This window comes from Arthrobacter silviterrae (assembly GCF_011045165.1).
GTDB classification, from domain to species: Bacteria; Actinomycetota; Actinomycetes; order Actinomycetales; family Micrococcaceae; genus Specibacter; species Specibacter silviterrae.
Genome location: NZ_JAAKZI010000034.1, coordinates 1 through 17519 on the forward strand (window position 1 = coordinate 1; position 17519 = coordinate 17519).

At 65.7% G+C, this 17519-nt stretch carries 17 protein-coding genes; 6 read left to right on the forward strand and 11 right to left on the reverse strand.

Going from position 1 to position 17519, the window contains the following annotated elements; translation table 11 throughout:
• The first annotated feature begins 80 nt into the window (after positions 1-80).
• A complete protein-coding gene (locus G6N77_RS16085; RefSeq protein ID WP_165183187.1) occupies positions 81-860 on the forward strand; it encodes a VOC family protein in 780 nt (259 codons plus the stop codon).
• Positions 861-869: 9 nt separating this feature from the next.
• On the opposite strand, the gene G6N77_RS16090 is transcribed toward G6N77_RS16085, so the two are convergent.
• From G6N77_RS16090 to G6N77_RS16100, 3 genes are read right to left on the reverse strand one after another with little or no spacing between them, the layout of a single operon-like run.
• Positions 870-1544: a response regulator transcription factor gene (locus G6N77_RS16090; RefSeq protein WP_165183188.1), complete on the reverse strand. Its 675-nt coding sequence runs from the start codon at positions 1542-1544 to the stop codon at positions 870-872.
• On the reverse strand, positions 1541-2845 hold the full coding sequence (locus G6N77_RS20380) for a sensor histidine kinase (RefSeq protein ID WP_165183189.1): 1305 nt from the start codon (positions 2843-2845) through the stop codon (positions 1541-1543). The genes G6N77_RS16090 and G6N77_RS20380 overlap by 4 nt, the downstream gene beginning before the upstream one ends.
• Positions 2832-3566, reverse strand: a complete 735-nt coding sequence (locus G6N77_RS16100; protein WP_165183190.1) for a histidine phosphatase family protein — start codon at positions 3564-3566, stop codon at positions 2832-2834. The genes G6N77_RS20380 and G6N77_RS16100 overlap by 14 nt, the downstream gene beginning before the upstream one ends.
• A gap of 120 nt (positions 3567-3686) precedes the next feature.
• Between G6N77_RS16100 and G6N77_RS16105 the strand changes: the two genes are divergently transcribed.
• Entirely contained in the window at positions 3687-4811 is a 1125-nt protein-coding gene (locus G6N77_RS16105; protein ID WP_165183191.1) for an aminotransferase class V-fold PLP-dependent enzyme, read from the forward strand.
• An 18-nt stretch (positions 4812-4829) separates the two neighbouring features.
• Here the strand turns inward: G6N77_RS16105 and htpX are convergent, their stop codons facing one another.
• Positions 4830-5699, reverse strand: a complete 870-nt coding sequence (gene htpX / locus G6N77_RS16110) for a zinc metalloprotease HtpX (protein WP_165183192.1) — start codon at positions 5697-5699, stop codon at positions 4830-4832.
• A gap of 68 nt (positions 5700-5767) precedes the next feature.
• A complete protein-coding gene (locus G6N77_RS16115) occupies positions 5768-7057 on the reverse strand; it encodes an MFS transporter (protein ID WP_165183193.1) in 1290 nt (429 codons plus the stop codon).
• An 85-nt stretch (positions 7058-7142) separates the two neighbouring features.
• On the opposite strand from G6N77_RS16115, the gene G6N77_RS16120 reads away from it, so the two are divergent.
• Positions 7143-8042 carry a hypothetical protein gene (locus tag G6N77_RS16120; RefSeq protein WP_165183194.1) on the forward strand — a complete coding sequence of 300 codons (900 nt, stop codon included), beginning with the start codon at positions 7143-7145 and terminating at the stop codon, positions 8040-8042.
• Positions 8039-8425 carry an ankyrin repeat domain-containing protein gene (locus G6N77_RS16125; RefSeq protein ID WP_165183195.1) on the forward strand — a complete coding sequence of 129 codons (387 nt, stop codon included), beginning with the start codon at positions 8039-8041 and terminating at the stop codon, positions 8423-8425. Before G6N77_RS16120 ends, G6N77_RS16125 begins: the two co-directional genes overlap by 4 nt.
• Before the next feature lie 256 nt (positions 8426-8681).
• Here G6N77_RS16125 and G6N77_RS16130 read toward each other — a convergent pair whose 3' ends face one another.
• Entirely contained in the window at positions 8682-10145 is a 1464-nt protein-coding gene (locus tag G6N77_RS16130) for a catalase (protein ID WP_165183196.1), read from the reverse strand.
• A gap of 54 nt (positions 10146-10199) precedes the next feature.
• Entirely contained in the window at positions 10200-10640 is a 441-nt protein-coding gene (locus tag G6N77_RS16135) for a Fur family transcriptional regulator (protein WP_165183197.1), read from the reverse strand.
• A 146-nt stretch (positions 10641-10786) separates the two neighbouring features.
• Between G6N77_RS16135 and G6N77_RS16140 the strand changes: the two genes are divergently transcribed.
• A complete protein-coding gene (locus G6N77_RS16140) occupies positions 10787-11422 on the forward strand; it encodes a DUF2461 domain-containing protein (RefSeq protein WP_165183198.1) in 636 nt (211 codons plus the stop codon).
• 109 nt (positions 11423-11531) lie between these two features.
• Here G6N77_RS16140 and G6N77_RS16145 read toward each other — a convergent pair whose 3' ends face one another.
• The 4 genes from G6N77_RS16145 to G6N77_RS16160 form a co-directional block, all read right to left on the reverse strand.
• The gene (locus tag G6N77_RS16145) at positions 11532-11825 is read right to left on the reverse strand and encodes a transcriptional regulator (RefSeq protein ID WP_165183199.1); all 294 of its coding nucleotides are present in this window, start codon (positions 11823-11825) and stop codon (positions 11532-11534) included.
• 609 nt (positions 11826-12434) lie between these two features.
• On the reverse strand, positions 12435-13211 hold the full coding sequence (locus tag G6N77_RS16150; RefSeq protein ID WP_165183200.1) for an oxygenase MpaB family protein: 777 nt from the start codon (positions 13209-13211) through the stop codon (positions 12435-12437).
• Between the two features lie 9 nt (positions 13212-13220).
• Positions 13221-14732 (reverse strand): amino acid permease, encoded by a 1512-nt coding sequence (locus tag G6N77_RS16155; protein ID WP_165183201.1) that lies wholly within the window; start codon positions 14730-14732, stop codon positions 13221-13223.
• Positions 14733-14862: 130 nt separating this feature from the next.
• Positions 14863-16278, reverse strand: coding sequence for an FAD-dependent oxidoreductase (locus tag G6N77_RS16160; RefSeq protein WP_165183202.1), 1416 nt, complete (start codon positions 16276-16278; stop codon positions 14863-14865).
• A 206-nt stretch (positions 16279-16484) separates the two neighbouring features.
• Between G6N77_RS16160 and rarD the strand changes: the two genes are divergently transcribed.
• Complete coding sequence (gene rarD, locus G6N77_RS16165; RefSeq protein WP_370875266.1) at positions 16485-17489, forward strand: EamA family transporter RarD; 1005 nt, start codon at positions 16485-16487, stop codon at positions 17487-17489.
• Positions 17490-17519 lie beyond the last annotated feature (30 nt).

Consider the following 17519-nt stretch of genomic DNA (forward strand, 5'->3'; position numbering starts at 1 on the left):
CGTGCCCTTGTCCCGGGGCTTCAAGGCGCATAGGCTCGTGGCTTGTTCCCTCATTCATTCCACCTCTCAAAGGAGTTCCAATGAGCACTGCGGAGATCCCCGCCGGCGCACCCTGCTGGGTTGACTTGATGACCTCAGACCCCGCAAAGGCGAAGGAGTTCTACACGGCCCTCTTTGGCTGGACCTACGAAACCGGCGACGTCGAAAAGTACGGCGGATACACCATGGCGTTCAAGGACGGGAAGTCCGTGGCAGGCCTGATGCAAAGCAGCCAGGACGACGGCGGCTATCCGGACATGTGGTCCACCTACCTGCGCGTTGACGACATTGACGCCACCGTCGCCGCAGCCACCGCTGGCGGCGGGGTCACGTACATGCCGCCCATGGACGTGCCGGAGCAGGGCAAGATGGCCATGCTGGGCGATCCGTCCGGCGCATCAGTGGGCGTGTGGGAATTTGGCGGGCACACCGGCTTCCAGGCCCACGCCGTCAGCGGTGCGGCCAACTGGCACGAACTGTGGACCAAGGACTACCCCGCCGCGCTCAAGTTCTACCAGGACGTCTTCGGCTGGAAGACCTTCGTCATGAGCGACACCGCCGAGTTCAAGTACTCAACCCTGGGCGAGGGCCATGACGCCCTGGCCGGCGTCCTCGACGCCACCAACGACCTTCCCGAGCAGGTCCCCTCCACCTGGCAGGTCTACTTCCAGGTGGACGACACCGACGCCGCCGTGGCCACGGCACTTTCGCTGGGCGCCACCGTGATCCAGCCGGCCGAGGACACCCCGTTCGGGCGCCTGGCCGGGCTGACCGACCCCACGGGGGCCATGTTCAAGATCATGCAGCCGCCGGCAAGCTAAGCCCCAGGCCTAGGCACCGGGCTGGACCAGCCCGGTGTCATAGGCGAGCACCACCATTTGCACCCGGTCGCGAAGCCTCAGCTTCGCCAGGATTTTGCTCACGTGCGTCTTGACGGTCTGTTGGGCAATGAACAGTTCCGCGGCAATTTCATGGTTGGAGAATCCGCGACCCACCAGGGTCATGACCTCCAGTTCACGCTCCGTCAACCCTTCCAGCCGTTCCCGGGAGAGCTCCTGACGCGGTGCGGCGTGGGCAAATTGCTCAATGAGCCGGCGCGTCACCGACGGGGCCAGCAGTGCATCCCCGGACGCGACAATCCGCACGGCCGCCACCAGTTCATCGGCGAGGGCGTCCTTGAGCAGGAAACCGCTGGCCCCCAGCTTGAGGGCGTCGTAGACGTAGTCGTCCACGTCAAAGGTGGTCAGCATGAGCACATGGATGCCCTGCCCCCCGCGGCCTGGAGGGTCCGCCAGGATCCGCCTGGCCGCCTCGAGCCCGTCCATGACGGGCATGCGCACATCCATCAGCACCACATCCGGCTGTTCCGCCGCGGCCATGGCGACTGCCTGGGCGCCGTCCTCGGCCTGGCCAACAATGTCAATGTCCGGCTGTGCGCCCAGCAACGCGGCGAAGCCCTGGCGCACCATGGCCTGGTCGTCAACGACCAATACTCGAATGTTCACGCCAGCCCCTTCCCGTTGCGGCCCTTGCCCACGCTGGTCAGGGGGAAGGTTGCCGCGACGGAAAACCCGCCGCCGGGAATCGGGGTGCAAAAGATGGATCCCCCCACAATGGTGGCCCGCTCCCGCATGCCGATCAGCCCCTGCCCCACATGCCCGCCGCGGTCCAGCTGTGCCATCACGGCACCGATGGCCGAGGGAGAGTTGACCACCGAGAACTCCAGGTGGTCGGCAGTGGTTTCAAAGGTGATGGTGACCACGGCGCCCGGCGCGTGCCGGACCACGTTGCTCAGCGCCTCCTGGACAATGCGGTAGGTGGTCAGTGCCACCACCTCGCCCACGCTGCCCAGGTCCACGCCGGACATGTCGGGGTCCTGGACGCTCACTCCCGCCTTGCGGGCGGAGGCCAGCAGCCCGGGCAGGTCCCCCAGCCCGGGCTGGGGTCCCAATTCGCGCCCGGAACCGGAGTTGCGCAGGGAGCCGAGCATGCTGCGCATTTCGGTCATGGCCCGGCGCGAGTTGTCCGCGATGTCGTCAAATTCCTGCTTGAGTTCCTCGGACAGGCCCGGGTGCCGGTAGGCCGCCGTCGTCGCCTGGACCACCACCACGGACATGCCGTGGGCCACCACGTCGTGGAGCTCGCGGGCGATGCGGGTGCGCTCCTCGGCCAGCCGGCGCCGCGACTGTTCCTCGGCGCTGACCGTGCGCTCGGCGGCAAGTTCGGCGCGCAGGTGCTGCCACTGCTGCGCCACGACGGACGCCACCAACAGCCCGCCGGACACTGCCGCGAAGATCACCACGTTGATTTGGGCGCCCTCGGTCTGGCCGTGCGGCATGGACCAGTAGTTGGACATCACGCCCACGCCAACGCTCAGCAGCCAGGCGGCTGCCGCAATCATCCAGTGGCTGCGCAGCCCGGCCACGCAGATCACCAGGACCTGGGTGACCATCGCCACCACGGTGAACGGCATGGGCACCGAGCCCACGGGATTGGACACCATGGGCATGACAATCATGGGGACCAGCGACACCAGCACCCCGGCAATTGGCCGCGCCGCCGTGAGGCCCAGCGATGCCGCGTGCAGGATGGCCATGCCCAGGCCAAAGGGCAGCACCATCCGGTAGACGCTGGTGTTCAGGGGCGCCCCGACAGCCAACAGGGCAATGCAGACCGCCGCCGTTGCGAGCCACACCCAGCTGAGTTTTTTTAGCCGCCACAGGTTGACCGTGCTGAACGGGACCTGCACGCCAGCCGCGCCGGCCTCCGTGCCGCCGCGCCGCGCCGAGGGCTTATTCCTGGACACTGCCGGCCCGGTCCCGGCCGTTGGGCGAGGTTCCGCCGTGACTGGCGAACTGTTCGGCCGCAAGCTCCGCTGCCGGGCCGTCAAAGTCCGAACCTGCCAAACCGCCGGCCGGCATCCCGTGCCAGTCCGTCACCGTCCAGCCGCCCCGGGCCGGCCCGCCGCCGGGCACCCCTTCCAGCGTGACGATGCCGGTGTTGGAGAGCTCATGGTACTTTTCATCGAGCCAGTCGATGTTGGTGCTGCGGTGGCCGGCCCAGAACCTGATCATGGCACCGTGGCTGACCATGGCCACGGAACCCGCCCCGGCGGCCGCGGCCTCTTCCACCACCGCGTCAAACCGCTCAAGCACTTCCGCGCCTGTGTCCGCGCCGGGCATGCGGACGCCCAAATTGCCCGTCAGCCACGCCTTGACGGTTTCAAGATAGGCCGTGAGCGATTCCTTGTCCCCCTTCATTTCCAGGGAGCCGGCACTGATTTCGCGCAGCCCGTCGCGGACCAGCGGCACCAGTTGCCGTTGGGCGGCCAGCGGCGCTGCCGTCAGGGCTGTGCGCGTCAGGTTGGAAACATACAGGGCATCCACCCGGGTTCCGTCCAGGGCTGCAGGCACCGCGGCAGCCTGGCGCAGCCCCAGGGGGGTCAGCCCGGGACCGGGGACGGCGGTGTCCAGCAGGCTTTTGATGTTGCTGGAGGTCTGGCCGTGTCGAATCAGGATCAATCGCATACCCCCATTCTGTCCCAGAACCTTGAAGGCCGCTGCGTGCGCTAACGTTTTGTGCAGTTACGGGTACGCGCAGTCACGGATGGTGCGGTCCCCAAAAACCCATCGCGAGGAGCCCAGCCCATGCAGGCACCATCTTCACTTCCAGCCGGCTACCTTGCCGCTTTCAGGGAGGATGAGGGCTACCTGAACTTCGCCAGCTACGGGCCGCCGTCCGTCCCCGTCCTGGAGACGGCCGCCGCCTTGATGGCCGACGCCGCCCAGGGTGCGGTGGGTGCCAGCGGGCGGTTGCATGCCGAGGACGACCACGCCAGGGCAGTCTTTTCCCGCCTGTCCGGCTTCCCCCTGGACAGCGTTGCCCTGGTCCCGGCCGCTTCCTACGGTCTGTTCCAGCTTGCGTTCGGCACGCCGGGCGCTGTGCTTGTCGGGGCAGCGGAGTTCCCGGCGAATGTGTATCCCTGGCTGCGGGCGCAGCAGGCCGGGCAGCTGGACGTGAGGCTCATGGGTGCCCCTGGCGTTCCGGTGACGCCGGAGCTCGTCGCGGCGCACTTGGCTCCCGACGTCACTGCCGTGGCCGTGAGCGCCGTGGACTTCCGCACGGGCCGGCGCACCGACCTTCCGGCCCTGCGCGAGCTGATCGGGCCGGAACGGCTGCTCCTGGTGGACGCGATTCAGGGATTTGGTGCCGTGGAGGCGGACTGGACCGTGGCCGACGCCATCGTCACGGGCAGCCAAAAATGGGTGCGGGGCGGTTGGGGTGCCGGTGCCATGGCGCTGTCCGCCAACGCACTGGAGCGGATCCGCCCGGCACTGGGCGGCTGGACCGGAGTCGAGAATCCCACCACCTACGACGCCGTCGAGCATTCACCGCGGGCGGACGCCCTCAAGCACGGCGTCACCAACCTCTCCCCGTTCGCCACCGGAGCCTTCGCCACGGCCCTGGAGCTTGTGGAGGAGACGGGCCTGGGGCGGATTGCCGCGCACATCCAGGCTTCCGCCGGCTTCCTCATCGATTCCCTGGACGACGCCGGCGTGGAAGTCTTCTCTCCGCGTCACGTTGGGCAGCGGGCCGGGATTGTGGTGGCAGGCTTTCCCGACGGCAACGCCGCAGAGGCACATGCGGCGCTTGCCCTGGCCGGCATCACCGCCACCCTGCATGGGAGGCACCGCATCCGCCTGTCGCCCCATGCCACGACGGGGCGCGAAACGCTCACCCACGCCGCGCTGGTCCTGGCCGGCTTCGCCTAAGGCCGCAGCCGGAGGTCTTCAGCCCAGCGGCCGGCCGGCCATCTTTTCCAGGCGTGCAATCCGGTCGGCCATGGGCGGGTGGGTGGAGAACAGCTTGCGGGCGCCGCCGTTGCGGAACGGGTTCGCGATCATGAGGTGGCTGGTGTTGACCAGGTTTTGTTCCTCCGGCAAGGGCGCCTGCTGGACGCCCACTTCCAGCTTGCGCAGGGCCGAGGCGAGCGCCAGGGGGTCGTCTGTCAGCTTGGCACCGTCTTCGTCGGCGTCGTATTCACGGGTGCGGCTGATGGCCAGCTGGATCATGGAGGCCGCCATGGGTGCCAGCAGGGCCATGGCGATCATGGCCAGCGGGTTGGCGTTCCTGCGGTCGCCGCCGCCAAAGAACAGCATCATCTGCGCCACGGATGTGATGACGCCGGCCACGGCAGCCGCCACCGAAGACGTGAGGATGTCCCGGTTGTAGACGTGCATCAGCTCGTGGCCCAGCACGCCCCGCAGTTCGCGTTCGTCCAGGAGGTTGAGAATGCCCTCAGTGCAGCAGACTGCGGCATGCTGGGGGTTGCGGCCGGTGGCGAAGGCGTTGGGCGCCTGCGTGGGTGAAATGTAGATGGCAGGCATGGGCTGCTTGGCCCGGCCGGAGAGTTCACGGACAATGCGGTAGATCCCCGGCGCCTGCGCTTCCGTCACGGGATAGGCCTGCATGGAGCGGATGGCGATCTTGTCGCTGTTCCAGTAGCCGTAGGCCGTGGTACCAACGCCAATCAGCGCAAAGATCCACAGCGGTGCGGCGCTGCGGGTGCTCCCGGCGATGATGGCGCCAATGCCCAGCAGAACGGCCCACAGCACCCCAAAAAGCGCTGCGGTCTTCACTCCGTTGAAGTGCCTGTGCACAATCCATCCCTTTCATTCAAAGCCGCTGTCCTTCGTTAAACGAGCCATCCAGGGTGGTTGTTCCCGGTTCAGGGCTCGGGGTGGCGGGCGTCATAGCGGATGAACCCGCGTTGCCACCATGCCAGCGTCCACACTGCCGCCACGCACAGCACGCCGCCAATGACAGCTGCCCATCCTTCCCCGCGCCACTGCCCCATGGAACCGGAAAATACGTCCCCCAATCGCGGGCCGCCCGTCACGACCACCACGAAGATGCCTTGCAGCCGCCCCCGGAGATGGTCCGGGGTTGCTGACTGCAGGATGGTGGAGCGGAACACCGAACTGATGGAATCCGCCACGCCCGCCACCACCAGGGCGGCCACGGCGGCCACCAGCCAGGGCGAGGTCCCGGCGTCGTGTGCGTGGCGTCCGCCGGCCAGGACTGCGCCGCCCAGCGCAACAATGGCCGCACCCCAGAGCGTGATCGACCAGACCACGGCCAGGCCCTGGCGCCGCACCCCGCCCAGCGGTCCCGAGAACAGCGCCGCCAAAAACGAGCCCGCCGCGATGGAGGCCAGCAGGATCCCGGCCGTCTGCTCCCCGCCACCCAGCCACACGGCCCCGATGGCCGGCAGCAGCGCCCTCGGCAGGGCGAACACCATGGCGCACATGTCCACCAAAAACGTCATCCGGACGTTCTTGCGGCTGCCCAGAAACGCGAAGCCCTCCAGCACCGACTTGAGCCCAGCCCGCCCCACTTCGCCGCCGTCGTCCCTGGCCAGCGGCGGCAGCGGCGGGAGCTTGAACAGGGCCCACAGTGAGGCTGTGAAGGTCAGCACATCCACGGTGTAGGTCCAGCCGTAGCCCACATTGGCCACCAGGATGCCCGCCATCAGGGGGCCGATGGTGGTGCCCAGCCCCATGACAATCATGCTCAGCGCATTCGCGGCCGGCAGCAGGTCCAGCCGCACCAGGCGGGGAACGATGGCGCTGCGGGCCGAACCGTTGACACCGGCTGCCGCGGACTGCACCGCCACCAGGCCGTACAACAGCCACACGCTGCCCACCCCCAGCCAGGCCTGCAGGGCAATGCCGATGGTCACCAGCCAGAGCACTGTGGAGGACATCAGTGCCACACGGCGCCGGTCATGGGCGTCGGCAATGGCGCCACCATAGAGGCCGGCAAACACCAGCGGAACCAGGGCCACCAAGCCCAGCATGCCCACGGCCAGCGTGGAGCCGGTGAGGTCATACACCTCCAGGCTGACGGCCACGACGGTCAGCTGGGTGCCGATCGAGGACAGCCCGTTGCCCATCCACAACCTGCGGAAGGCCGGACTCTCCCTTAGCGGGGTCACGTCGGCAAACAGTTTTGGCACCAGCCCAGCCTATCCGGGCGGCCCGTTCCCTCGGCTATGCTGGCAATGCACCAACGGACTCCGGGCGCGCTGGAAGGGGAACACCATGCCTCAGCTTCAAACGCAGCTGTATTCCTCCACATTCTGGAGCGCCAGGCGGCCCAAGTTCCCACTCACGGAGGGGCATCTGGTGCTCCGCCTCAACGATCCGGCCATCGCCTTCGGCCCCGATTCCGCCGCCGGCCTCCTGCACTCCTACGGCCGCTTGCGCAAGGCGCTGACCGCGGTGTGCGGCGCCACCGCCGCGCAGCTGTACATGTCCCTGAACTGGCAGCCAGTGGGCGACGCCGTTGGCGAACCACTCGCAGAAACGTCCACGCCCACCCTCCACCTCTTTTTCCACTGGCCGGGAAGCACGACGGCGGCCACCGCCTTGCGCTTGCCGGCCCACCAGAGGACTGCGGCGGCGGGAACCGAGGCGCTCGATGCGGAACTTCGCAGCTGGCTGGCCGGGACCGAACGGGCCGGCCAGGAATGGCCCGTGGAGGCCGAAACTCCTTTCCCTGATCCCCTGCCCGGCCGCCGGCCCGGGGACCCGGCGCCGGGCCAGGACCGGTCGTGGGAACCCCCGGGCTGGGAGGACCGCCCCTTTCACATTGAGCCGGTGCGGCCCATTTCCGGCGAACCCTTCCGCGTCGGGCACTGGACGGCCATTTCACGTTTCCCGACCCCAAGCCTTGACCGGCTGGCCCCGGCGTCAGTGGTGGAGCTGGCCGGCACGCTCCAAGGCCTTGCCTCCCATTCACGCCCGGCCGCCCACGGATGCACCGTGTGGGCCACGGATATTTGGGACGCCCCGGATCCCGCCACACTGCATCTCTTCACCCGCCGGCGTGGCGAAGCTGACGGCCTGCCGCGCGATTTCGTGGCAGCCGGCCTGGACCTGCCGCGCGGGGCGGCCCTGGATGGGAATCCGGGCGGCCCATCGCCTACTGTGGACACATGACTTCCACTTCTTCGCTTAGTGACGAACAGGCCGCCAAGGTCATTGCCCTCGCCATGGACCTGGCCCGCGAAGGCAAGACCGCCGAGCTCGCGGAGTTCCTGGACCACGGCCTGGACGCAGACGTCCAGGATGCAGGCGGGAACACCCTGCTCATGCTGGCGGCCTACAGCGGCCGTCCCGAGACGGTGAAGATGCTGCTGGACCGCGGCGCTGACGCCAACATCCGCAATGGCCGCGACCAGTCCCCCGTTGCCGGCGCCCTGTTCAAGGGCGAGGAAGCCGTGGTGGCCCTGCTGGTGGCAGCCGGCGCCGACCTCGACTCCGGTACCCCAACAGCCCGTGCTGCCGCCGCAATGTTCGGCCGCGAACACCTCCTCCCCTAACCTCCCCAAGTGACGCTCCCTCACTTTTCGCGCTTTTTATCCCGGCCCTCCCTCACATTTCGAGGCGTTTTGGCCGACGCTCCCTCATCGGGCGGGTCAGCGCGTCCAGACATAGGAAGGGACCCCGCTTGCTGAGGGAGCGATCGCGAGAATGCCCCATTTGGTGAGGGAGCGTCGAGGCGTTGCGAAACGACAGCGGCACCCGCCTTCCGCTTGATGCGAAAGTCGGGTGCCGCCGTCGTGCTTGGGGCAGGGGCTACTTGGACGCCTGCAGGGCCTCGATGGCCTTGCGCACTCCTTCACCGTAGGCGGGGTCTGCCTGGGTGCAGTTGTAGATGTGGCGCTCAATGGTTGCCTGGGAGGCGCCGTCGATGGCACGGGCAGTGTTCTCGAACAGGACCTGGCGCTGCTCTTCGCTCATCTTCTCGCGGAACAGGATTCCGGGCTGCTCGAAGTAGTTGGCGTCGTCCTCGCGGTAGTTGAAGCGGTCCGCGGTGGCGCCGACTGCAAGCGCGGGGTCTGCGTAGGCTGACTGCTGGCTCCAGCGGCTGTAGGAGTTCGGCTCGATGCTGGGCGTGCGGCCCTGGTTGCCGTCAACTCGCATGGCGCCGTCACGGTGGTAGGAGTTGACGGGCGCCTTCGGGGCGTTCACCGGGATCTGGTGGTGGTTCACGCCGAGGCGGTAGCGCTGCGCGTCCCCGTAGGAGAAGAGCCGGCCCTGGAGCATGCGGTCAGGGGAGAAGCTGATGCCCGGGACCACGTTGGCCGGGGAGAACGCTGCCTGCTCGACGTCGGCAAAGTAGTTCTCTGCGTTGCGGTTCAGTTCCCACTCGCCCACCTCGATGAGGGGGTAGTCCTTCTTGGACCAGACCTTGGTCAGGTCAAAGGGGTGGTACTTGTACGTCTCGGCGTCGGCCTCGGGCATGACCTGGACCATGAGCTTCCACTTCGGGAAGTCGCCGTTCTCGATCGAGTCGAAAAGGTCGCGCTGGTGGGACTCGCGATCCGAGCCGACCAGGGCGCCGGCCTCCTCATCCGTGAGGTTCTTGATGCCCTGCTGCGTAACGTGGTGGAACTTGACCCAGAAGCGCTCGCCCTCGGCATTGATCAGCGAGTAGGTGTGCGAGCCGAAGCCGTGCATGTGGCGGTAGGACGCCGGGATGCCGCGGTCCGACATGACAATGGTGACCTGGTGCAGGGACTCGGGCAGGTTGGTCCAGAAGTCCCAGTTGTTCTCGGCACTGCGCAGGTTGGTGCGCGGGTCACGCTTCACTGCGTGGTTGAGGTCGGGGAACTTTAGGGGGTCGCGGAAGAAGAAGACGGGGGTGTTGTTGCCCACCAGGTCCCAGTTGCCTTCCTCGGTGTAAAACTTAACGGCAAAGCCACGGATGTCGCGCTCGGCGTCGGCAGCGCCGCGTTCGCCGGCCACGGTGGAGAAGCGGGCAAACATCTCCGTCTTCTTGCCCACCTCGGAGAACACCTTCGCGCTGGTGTACTGGGAGATGTCATTGGTGATGGTCAGCGTGCCGAAGGCGCCGGAGCCCTTGGCGTGCATGCGGCGCTCCGGGATGACTTCGCGGTCAAAGTGCGCCATCTTTTCCAGGAACCAGACATCCTGGAGCAGCATGGGCCCGCGGGGTCCGGCCGTGAGGCTGTCCTGGTTGTTGGCAACCGGTGCTCCGGCCACAGTGGTCAGCGGCAAGGTGTTGTCGTTAGCCATCTTTATGTTCGCTCCTTGTGGATTGGATTGATAGTCAAGTCTCTACGGGCAGCTTTACGGGCTGGGCAGGGCGTTCTTGGCCGCGCAGTCCGGACAGGTGCCCCAGTAGATGACCTCGGCCTCATCGATCATGAAGCCGTGGTCGTCGGAGGCATGCAGGCACGGGGCCTCCCCCACTGCACAGTCGACGTCGGCGATCTCGCCACAGCTGCGGCACACCACGTGGTGGTGGTTGTCCCCAACGCGGGCCTCGAAGCGCGCCGGCGAGCCGGAAGGCTCAATCCGGTGCACCAGCCGCGCCGCCGTGAGTGCCGCCAAAACGTCATACACGGCCTGCTTGGAAACCGTGCCAAGCCCTTCCCGGACCACACCGATGATGGTGTCGGCATCCGCATGCGGATGGGCGCGGACGGCCTCCAGCACGGCAAGGCGCGGACGTGTCACGCGCAGCCGGGCTGCCCGCAACATGTCTCCTGGATCCCCTGCATCGACCATGTCTTCATCCTTTCATGCTTTTTGGACTGAGTCCAATAAAGCCTTCTTGTGCAATCAACCCTCCACAGGCATGGCCGCCATTGCGGCTGTCCACACCTTCCATGGTCCCCCTGTTGCACACACTTGGATGTCCGTAGGCTCATTTCATGGAAACTTTTACGGGCATCCCCACCGCTGCGAGCGGGTTTTACGCCGAACTCGAGGACAACAACAACCGCGACTGGTGGCTGGCACACAAGGACACCTACGACGACGCCGTGAGGCGCCCGCTCGAAGCGCTCCTTGACGGGCTGGCCCCGGTCTTTGGCCCGGCGAAGTTGTTCCGCCCGTACCGGGACGTGCGCTTTTCGCCGGACAAGTCCCCCTACAAGACGGCGCAGGGCGCGTTCGTTTCCAACCATGAGGGCGTGGGTTTCTACCTCCAAGTCAGTGCCGACGGCCTCCTGGTGGGCGGCGGCTTCCATTCCAGCTCACCGGCGCAGCTGGCCCGCTTCCGCACGGCCGTGGACGCCCCCGCCAGCGGCGGTGCACTGGCCCGCATTGTTGAAACTCTTTCGGGGTCCGGTTTTTCTGTTGACGGTCAGGAGCTCAAGAACGTTCCCCGCGGATTCCCCAGGGACCACCCGCGCGGGGAGCTGCTCAAGCACAAGACGCTCAGCGCCTCGATGCACCTGGGACAGCCGGAGTGGATGGACACCGCCCATGCCAAGGATGAAGTTGCCAGGCACTGGGAACAACTGCGCCCCCTTGTCGATTGGACCATCCGCTACGCGGCTCCATAGCCCAGGCCAGCGGGGGCCGATGGCGGATTTACGGTGGCGGCGGTGCCTTGGGAGCTGCATGGCAAGACCGCGCATTCCGGCCTTGATTTTGAGGGCTGAAGCTTGGGAGCTACCCCCGCAATAGCCGTCGAAGGGCTTGACGGTGTTTTTCGAATGCCCGGCGCCCCTCGGCGGTCAATGCCACCCAGGTGCGCACGCGGCCTCGTTCGGTGGGTTTTCGAATACGCACGTAGCCAGCGCCCGCGAGTGCTGACAGGTGTTTACTCAGGGATGAATCGGTGATGCCTGCAGCATCCCGCAAGGTGCCGAATTCAGCCTCGTCGAGGGTGGCCAAGAATGAGCAAATAAACAACCGTCTCGGCGGATGGATCGTGTCGTTGAAGCCATCCATTGCTGTGGTCATGAGAGAGCCGGACGCAGTTGTCGCCGAAGCGCGTGGTCAAAGAGGAATCCGTAAAGGAGTGTTTCAAGCCAGACTAGAACAGCCATGATCCACGCTGGCCAGGCCTTTCCAATATGGTCGCTGACCAAACAGCCAGCACAGATTGTGCCAAGGGATACCGACAGAAACCCAATCGACCACCACGTAGCAACCCCGCTTCGCAAACCCCCAACCCACACGCCAGTCGCACGCCGGAAGCCTCTCTGCAACAGCTTCGAGGCGGCCAGGAACGCAATCAGGGCAAGGGTTCGGATGATCGAACCGCTCAATGCGGAAGCAAGGCCCAATAGCGCATAACCCGCGCCGAGGATCGGGTAGTACCACCACGGAGCACGGGTATGCATGGTGGCCCGTTCATGCCCCTGGCGAATTGCGGATAGTGAGTCCATTGCGTTCGCAGAGTCATTTTCCATAGTGGAAAGTCAACACTGGGGTCCAGGCAAAGTAAACCCCCAAAGTCGCGACCGACGGTCAGGTCCTGTTGCCGCGGAATCAACACCGCCGGCGATCCTGTCATCCTGTACATCCCACCCCTCCTGGCTCCCCAAACGCCGGCCGCGGAGACTCGATTCAGCCGTGCCGTTTGAGGTAATAATGCATCGGTGCCTGGCGGATCCGGGCGGGGGTGACCCGGACCAGGACGGCCGCGGACTTGAAGAACACCCCCAGCAATACTTCATTGCGCCGGGACCACCGGAATCCGTAGAGCTCCCGGACGGAGGGAGGGAGCAGGCCCACCGTCAGGAACCGCGCCAGCGGCATGAGCGCCTTGACCCACACGGGCGCGTTTGTTGCGGCCAGGAGTTCTGCAGCGACTGCCCGCACAGAGTCGTCGACGCTCAATTCAGCAAGGCGCGCATTCCAGTAGGCGGCAAAATCGGAGCGGGTTGCGGGCCACAGCGCCGCAGGCATGCCCAGGGCCGTTCCCAGCACCCCGTACTGGCGGTACAGGGACTCGGCCGCGCCAGGAGGCAGCGGCCCGAACACGGCGTCGTGCACCTGCATGCCGGAGTCGTACAGCGTGGCGGCCACCCAGAGCTGGAGCTGGGGGTCTGCGGCATCGTAGGCAGGCTGGGCCCCTGACCCGTCCCCCTTGACGGGCAGGTGGGCCCGCTGGACCCTCGCCTTGACCGTCCTTTGTTGGGCCGGACTGCCATTGGTCAGCGCATAAACATAACTGAGGGTCCCGTGCAGGCGCCGGAGGGGGTCTGCAACAAAGTTCGAGTGCAATGCCACTCCGCGGCCCACTGCCGGGTTGGCGAGCTGGAGCAGGATGGCCCGCCCGGCGCCGGCGAGCAGCACGGATTCAGGGGCCACCCCCGAAATGTCAGCTGCCCGCCGGCTCATGCCAGTTCCTTAACCGCGCAGGGCTGCCGGCACGGCAGGGGCAAGCCCCTCGGCTTCTTCACCGCGCAGGCGCGAGTTCCAGTGCCCGTAGGAAAAGTAGATGACCAGGCCCACGGCAACCCAGACGGCGAAGAACACCCACGTCACAGTGGCGAGGTTGAACATCAGGTAGATGCACAGGACCGCTGACAAGACCGGAATGACCGGCCCAAGGGGCACCCGGAAGGAAGGCTTGAGGTCCGGCCGCTTGTGCCGGAGCACCAGGATGCCGATGCTCACCATGACAAAGGCGCTCAGCGTGCCAATGTTGATCATTTCGCTGAGCAGCTCGACGGGGGTGAACCCGGCAAGGATGGCGACAACGCCGCCACAAAGGATCTGCGTCCTGGCCGGCGTGCCATGTTTGTCGGAGGTGCGGCTCAGGGCGCGCGGCAGCATGCCGTCGCGGCTCATGGCCATGCTCACCCGGGCCAGGCCCATGAGCAGCACCATGATCACCGTGGTCAGGCCAATGAGCGAGCCGAGCGAAATGATGACCACCGCCCAGTCTGCATGGACCAGCTGGAAGGCACTGGCCAGGGACGGTTCAGCCTGCTTGGCCAGGTCCTTGTAGGACACCATGCCCGTCACCACCAAGGTGACCAGGATGTAAAGGATGGTGACGACGCCCAGGCCGGCGAAGATGCCGCGCGGCAGCGTCTTGGCCGGGTTCTTGACTTCCTCAGCGCTGGTGGCCACCACGTCAAAGCCGATGAACGCGAAGAACACCAGGGCGGCCCCGGAAATGATTCCCGTGAAGCCGTACATGGCCGGGTTCGCGCCGGTCAAAAAGGACAGGAACGGCTGCGTGGCCCAGGACGTGTCCGTGGACGGTGCAGGTTCCGAGCCGGGGACGAAGGGGGCGAAGTTGGCTGCCTTGACGTAGAAGAATCCAACCACAATGACAAAGAGCACAATGGCGATCTTGATCATGGTGAACACATTGTTGATCCGGGCGGACAGCTTGGTGCCCAGAACCAGCACCACCGTAAACGCCGCCACGACCACCAGCGGTCCCCAATAAACCGTCAGCCCCAGCACGGAGAAGTTGGAGGGGATGTCAACGTTCACAACTTCCAGGAAGTTACTCAGGTACACGCCCCAGTACTTCGCAATGACGGAGGCCGCCATGAGGAGCTCCAGGATCAGGTTCCAGCCGATGATCCAGGCCATGAGCTCGCCCATGGTGGCATAGGTGAACACATAGGCGCTGCCCGTGACGGGGATGGCGGTGGCAAATTCGGCGTAGCACATGACCGCCAGCGCGCAGGTGACGGCGGCCAGCACAAACGAAATTGTCACGGCCGGGCCGGCGTAGTTTGCCGCGGCCTTGGCACCAACGGAGAAGATGCCCGCGCCCACGGCCACGGCGATGCCCATGATCATCAGGTCCCACGTGCTCAGCGACCGTTTAAGGGTGCGGCCCGGTTCATCGGCGTCAGCCAGGGAGTGTTCAATGGATTTGGTGCGGAACAGGTTCATGGAAATCGCTCAATCTTAGGGATTTTTCAACCTCTCGACTTTAGCGAAGCAATAGCAGAACAATCACATCCACGGGAGGGCATCTCACATTGCGAGACAAGTTGTTCATGAAATCTGCCTCGCAGCCGCCTTATTTCGTGGAAATATCCACCATTTCCTCACGCGAGACCACCTTGACCCGCTCCCGGGACACCTCGATGCCGGGTTCGGGAACGTAGGCGGCACCGAGGGACTGCTCGTGGGCATCCAGCTTGTTCCAGCCCTCCCAAGTGGTGTAATTGACGCCCCGCGATTCCAGCAGCTCAACAATTTCGTGTTCCCCGGGGTGCTCGGCAACAGGCAGGTTGAGCCGGTCCTCCAGCAGGCAGCCGATGGTCTCGAGCGCATCGCCCTTGGTGCTGCCAATCAGCCCCACGGGGCCGCGCTTGATCCAGCCCGTGGCGTACAGCCCCGGCACCTGGGCCCCGTCGGCACCGAGCACGCGGCCGGCGTCGTTCGGGATGACGCCCCGTCTGGCATCAAAGGACACCTCGGGGAGCGCTGACCCGAAGTACCCAACGGTCCGGTAGACGGCCTGGACGGGGTAGTCGATGAACTCCCCCGTGCCGCGGGCGTTGCCGGTGCCGTCCAGCTCGTTGCGCTCAAACCTGATGCCCGACACCTTTCCGTCGGTGCCCATGACCTCCACGGGCGTGTGCAGGAAGTGCAGGTGCAGGCGGCGCGACGCCGGTACCCGGGTTTCGTCGTGCTCTTCCGCCAGCCAGTTGGCCAGGGTGTTGACCATGATCTTGACCTGGTTGTTCGTCTTCATGGCAGCGTCGGACGCCTCATCAAAGTCAAAGTCCTCGTCATAGAGCACGATGTCGACGTCGCGGGAGTGGGAGAGCTCGCGCAACTCCAGGGGCGTGAACTTGACCTGGGCGGGGCCGCGTCGGCCGAAGATGTGCACGTCCGTCACGGGGGAGGATTTCAGGCACTGGTAGACGTTGTCGGGAATCTCGGTGACGAGAAGGTCCTGGGCATGCTTGGAAAGGATTCGGGCCACGTCCAGGGCAACATTGCCGTTGCCAATGACGGCAATTTCCTTTGCGTGCAGGGGCCATTCGCGGGGAACGTCGGGGTTGCCGTCGTACCAGGAGACAAAGTCCGCGCCGCCGTAGGAGCCGTCCAGTTCGATCCCGGGAATGTTCAGGTCCGCATCCTTGAGGGCGCCGGTGGCAAAAATGACGGCGTCGTAAAAGGAGCGAATGTCCGCCAGGGTGAGGTCGCGCCCGTAGGTGACATTGCCGAAGAAGCGGATGTCGCCGCGGTCCATGACCTTGTGGAGGGCATTCATGATGCCCTTGATGCGCGGGTGGTCCGGGGCCACGCCGTAACGGATGAGCCCGTAGGGTGCCGGGTGGGATTCAAAGATGTCAATGCTGACCTCGACGTCGCCGCCGGAGACCTCCTGCGACTTTGTCAGGATGTCCGCAGCGTACACACCAGCCGGGCCGGAACCTATGATGGCGACGCGAAACGGTCGCGCGGCACTCGATTTGGGCAAGAAGAAGTCCTTCCGAACTATGGACCGCGGCCCCACGGATAATTGGGTCGCGGCGGAAGCGCTGACTGGGCGCTACTTTCACAGTCTAAAGGCCCGGGCACGGCAGCCGTAAGGGGCCCGGGCCGAACGTGAGCAACGGCTCAGGCACCCCGAAACGTCCACTCTTTGCCCGGTGGACATGGAATATTGCCCCCTGGCGTGTTGTTATTGGCCTTGTGCCTCTAAGCCAAGCCCCCGAACCCACCGCGCCCGCCCGTCCGCAGAACCGTGCTTCCGGCACTCCAAAAAAGGGACGGGGAAGGTCTGAGACGGCCACCGGCATGCTCTACGGTTTTGGCGCGTACGGCCTGTGGGGCATGCTCCCCATCTACTTCATCTGGCTGATGCCGGCGAACAGCCTGGAGATCGTGGCCAACCGCGTCGTGTGGTCCGTGATCTTCTGCGCCCTGGTCATCACCGTGACGCGAGGCTGGGGCAAGATCGGCGCAGCCGTGCGGAATCCCCGCATCTTTGTCCCCCTGGCCATTGCCGGCTTCCTCATTGTCATCAACTGGCTCACCTACGTATTTGCCGTGACAAACGGCAACGCCATCGAGGCCTCCCTGGGCTACTTCATCAACCCCCTGGTCTCCGTCCTGCTGGGCGTGGTGGTGCTGAAGGAAAAGCTGCGCCCCCTCCAGTGGATAGCCGTTGGGGTCGGATTCGCCGCCGTCGCCGTACTGACGGTCAGCTACGGCAAGCTGCCGTGGATTGCCCTGGTCCTCGCCTTCAGCTTCGGCGTTTACGGCTTTGTGAAGAACCGGGTGGGCGGCAGGGTGGACGCCCTCACCAGCCTGAGCGTGGAGACAGCCGTCCTGGCCCCCTTTGCCGTTGTCACCATGGCTGTGCTGGCCGGGGCAGGCCAGGCCACGCTGACCGGGCTGGGGGCCGGCCACTTCTGGCTCATGGCCTCCACCGGCGTTGTCACTGCGGTGCCGCTGCTGTTTTTTGGCGCGTCCGCCCGGCGCCTGCCCATGACCACCATTGGCCTGCTGCAGTATGTGGCCCCCCTGCTCCAATTTGTCGTTGCCATCATTTTCCTCGGCGAACACATGGGGCTCGACCGCTGGATTGGTTTTGGCATAGTCTGGCTCGCATTGGTGATCCTCACTGCGGATTCGCTGGGCCACTACCGGCACACCTCGCGCCTTCGCAAGGCCGCCACCGCCTGACATCCGCGTTCCAACGACGAAAGGCCCCGC

Excerpts from the sequence above, each read along its gene's own strand:
- G6N77_RS16085 (WP_165183187.1), top strand. The coding sequence starts at position 81 with ATGAGCACTGCGGAGATCCCCGCCGGCGCACCCTGCTGGGTTGACTTG.
- G6N77_RS16100 (WP_165183190.1), bottom strand. The coding sequence starts at position 3,566 with ATGCGATTGATCCTGATTCGACACGGCCAGACCTCCAGCAACATCAAA.
- G6N77_RS16105 (WP_165183191.1), top strand. The coding sequence starts at position 3,687 with ATGCAGGCACCATCTTCACTTCCAGCCGGCTACCTTGCCGCTTTCAGG.
- G6N77_RS16120 (WP_165183194.1), top strand. The coding sequence starts at position 7,143 with ATGCCTCAGCTTCAAACGCAGCTGTATTCCTCCACATTCTGGAGCGCC.
- G6N77_RS16125 (WP_165183195.1), top strand. The coding sequence starts at position 8,039 with ATGACTTCCACTTCTTCGCTTAGTGACGAACAGGCCGCCAAGGTCATT.
- G6N77_RS16130 (WP_165183196.1), bottom strand. The coding sequence starts at position 10,145 with ATGGCTAACGACAACACCTTGCCGCTGACCACTGTGGCCGGAGCACCG.
- G6N77_RS16135 (WP_165183197.1), bottom strand. The coding sequence starts at position 10,640 with ATGGTCGATGCAGGGGATCCAGGAGACATGTTGCGGGCAGCCCGGCTG.
- G6N77_RS16140 (WP_165183198.1), top strand. The coding sequence starts at position 10,787 with ATGGAAACTTTTACGGGCATCCCCACCGCTGCGAGCGGGTTTTACGCC.
- G6N77_RS16145 (WP_165183199.1), bottom strand. The coding sequence starts at position 11,825 with ATGACCACAGCAATGGATGGCTTCAACGACACGATCCATCCGCCGAGA.
- G6N77_RS16150 (WP_165183200.1), bottom strand. The coding sequence starts at position 13,211 with ATGAGCCGGCGGGCAGCTGACATTTCGGGGGTGGCCCCTGAATCCGTG.
- G6N77_RS16155 (WP_165183201.1), bottom strand. The coding sequence starts at position 14,732 with ATGAACCTGTTCCGCACCAAATCCATTGAACACTCCCTGGCTGACGCC.